Source organism: Anaerofustis sp., from assembly GCF_019420015.1.
GTDB lineage: Bacteria > Bacillota > Clostridia > Eubacteriales > Anaerofustaceae > Anaerofustis.
Genome location: NZ_JAHZIA010000004.1, coordinates 1 through 2,797 on the forward strand (window position 1 = coordinate 1; position 2,797 = coordinate 2,797).

The 2,797-nt window shown below is 40.6% G+C and carries 4 protein-coding genes; all 4 read left to right on the forward strand.

Features of this window, described 5'->3' with window-relative positions; genetic code table 11:
* Positions 1-289 (forward strand): thiamine pyrophosphate-dependent enzyme (locus tag QZ357_RS00685; RefSeq protein ID WP_290770701.1); only part of this gene is annotated, 289 nt, incomplete at its 5' end.
* A gap of 13 nt (positions 290-302) precedes the next feature.
* Positions 303-1,277: an alpha-ketoacid dehydrogenase subunit beta gene (locus tag QZ357_RS00690; protein ID WP_290770703.1), complete on the forward strand. Its 975-nt coding sequence runs from the start codon at positions 303-305 to the stop codon at positions 1,275-1,277.
* 16 nt (positions 1,278-1,293) lie between these two features.
* A complete protein-coding gene (locus QZ357_RS00695; RefSeq protein ID WP_290770706.1) occupies positions 1,294-2,292 on the forward strand; it encodes a dihydrolipoamide acetyltransferase family protein in 999 nt (332 codons plus the stop codon).
* Positions 2,293-2,312: 20 nt separating this feature from the next.
* A partial coding sequence (locus QZ357_RS00700) for a biotin/lipoyl-containing protein (protein ID WP_290770709.1) occupies positions 2,313-2,797 on the forward strand: 485 nt, incomplete at its 3' end.

A 2,797-nucleotide genomic window follows, 5' to 3' on the forward strand; every position in this document is an offset into this window, starting at 1 on the left:
ATGTAAACCTTATCTTCTTGAGTTTAAAACTTACAGATATTTGGGTCATTCAAAATCAGACCAGAGAAAATACAGAACAAAAGAAGAAGAAGAAGACATGAAGCAAAATCACGATGCGATAAATAAATTCAAAGATTATTTGATTGCACAGGGTATGCTTACCGAAGAAGAGTTTGAAAAACTTGACAAACAAACGGAAAAAGAAATAGAAAATGCTGCCGAAGAGGCTAAGAAAGTTAACAAAATCATCTCTGTCGAAGAAGCGATGAATTATGTTTACGCTGAATAGGAGGAAGAATAGAATGGGTAAAATATCTTATTTACAAGCAATAAAAGACGCAATGAGCGAGGAAATGCGCAGAGACGAAAATGTATATTTTCTCGGTGAGGATATAGGTTTATACGGCGGATGTTTCGGGGTCAGCAGAGGTATGTTCGACGAATTCGGAAAAGAAAGGGTAATAGACACTCCTATTTCGGAAACGGGCTTTACTTATGCGGCTTTCGGTATGTCGATGTTCGGGTTAAGACCGATTGTTGAAATAATGTTTGGAGACTTTGTGTCTTTGGCGGTTGAGCCTATAGTAAACGGTGCTGCAAAATACAGATTCATGACCGGCGGAAAAGTTAAGGCACCTATGGTTTTAAGAACTCCTTTCGGTTCGGGAACAGGGGCAGCGGCACAGCACTCACAGTGTTTGGAAGCGTTGTTTTTAAATACACCGGGATTAAAGGTGGTTATGCCTGCGACTCCTTACGATGCAAAGGGGCTGCTTAAATCTGCGATAAGAGATGACAACCCTGTTTGTTTCTTTGAAAATAAATTGTTATACAGAACAAACGGAGAAGTTCCCGAAGAAGAATACACAATAGATCTTGGAAAAGCGGATATCAAAAAAGAAGGAAAAGACATTACGTTGGTAGCGTGGTCAAGAACGTTATTGTTCTGTTTGGAAGCAGCCGAAAAACTTGAAAAAGAAGGTATAAGCTGCGAAGTTGTGGATGTGAGAACCCTAAGACCTCTCGATACCGAAACGATTGTGAATTCGGTATGCAAAACGGGAAAAGCCCTTGTGGTTTACGAAGCTCCTAAATTCGGCGGATTCGGAGGGGAGATAGTTTCAACGATAAACGAAAGCGAAGCTTTTTATCATTTGGACGCACCTGTGGAAAGACTGGGCGGAATGGAAATTCCTGTACCTTATAACCCTATCATAGAAAAGCAGATTGTTCCTTCAGTGGACGATATAGTAGCCAAAGTAAAAGAAATGATGTAAGAGGAGGTATGTTAATATGAGTAAAATATTAGCCACTCCGGCTGCAAGAAAGGCTGCAAAGGAAAAAAACATAGATTTAAGAGTCGTAAAAGGCAGCGGAAAATACGGTGCGGTTTTGTTGAGGGACCTTGAAAACGTAAGCCCTGTAGAGGAAAAGAAAGGTCTTAAGATAACACCTGTGGCAAAAAATGCCATGAACTACTACAATGTGGATATTGACAAAGTACAAAACGACGGTGTTAAAGTAAGGAAAGACGATGTACTAAGAGCCGTTAAATGGGGAGACGATAAAGAGCAAAAAGCTCCTAAGTATACGACTTTGCTTGAAGACAAAGTTATACCGTACAAGGGTATGAGAAAAGCAATCGGAGACAACATGACGGCGTCTATCGTAAACGCTCCTCAGGTATCTCATTTTGCGGATATAGATACGACGGACTTTATGAATGTGTTCGAAAACACGAAGAAAGTATTCAAAGAAAAATACGGCAAGAAGCTTACCGTTACGGATTTGCTTATAAAGGCCGTATGTCTTACTCTTGAAAAATGTCCGAAAGTCAATACAAACTTTGACGGTAAGGAAATTCACAGAAGAGACACCGTAAACATAGGCTTGGCGGTTGCACAGGAAGACGGATTGGTGGTTCCTGTATTTAACGGAATAGAAAACAAGAGTATATTTGAAATATGTGACGAAAGAAGCGAGATAGTTCCTCAGGCAAGAGAAAACAAATTGAGCGGCAAGTACTACAGAGGCGCTACTTTTACCATAAGCAATACGGGCAGAAGCGTAAACAACTTCTTTACTCCTATAGTAAACCCGGGAGAGGTTGCAATTTTGGGAGTAGGAAGAACCGCGCAGATGCCTGCGGTTGTGGACGGAGAAATCGTTGTAAGAACCTTTACGGGGTTCAGCGTTACAATAGATCACAGAGTGCTTGACGGAATGGATGCGGTAAACTTCTTGAACACATTAAATGAAGTATTAAGCAATCCTATAAGTATATTATTATAATTGGGAGATTGATTTGAATTATGGGAAAATTTATGTTGATGCCTAAACTTGACATGTCTATGGAAGAAGGGCAGATTTTAAAATGGATGTGCAAGGTTGGCGATAAAATAAAAAGAGGCGATATAGTGGTAGAGGTTGAAACGGGGAAAGTAGCCCTTGAAGTAGACAATCCTACCGCAGACGGAACGGTACTTGCCCTTTATGTGGATGAAGGGGAGGATGTAAAAGTGAACACCCCTATAATGTATATAGGGGAAGAAGGAGAAGTCCCTCCAAGCAAAGAAGAAGCTTTAGGAGGGGGAAAAGATGCTTCTGTAAAAGAAGAAAAGAAAGAAGTGAAAAAGAGCGTTTCTTTGGATGATTTTGACGGGAAATTCATGTTGATGCCTAAGCTTGACATGTCTATGGAAGAAGGGCAGATTCTAAAATGGATGTGCAAGGTGGGAGACGAAATAAAAAGAGGCGATATAGTGGTAGAGGTTGAAACGGGGAAAGTAGCCCTTGA

What these genes read in the sequence shown, in the direction of transcription:
- QZ357_RS00690 (WP_290770703.1), top strand. Translation starts at nt 303, where the DNA reads ATGGGTAAAATATCTTATTTACAAGCAATAAAAGACGCAATGAGCGAG.
- QZ357_RS00695 (WP_290770706.1), top strand. Translation starts at nt 1,294, where the DNA reads ATGAGTAAAATATTAGCCACTCCGGCTGCAAGAAAGGCTGCAAAGGAA.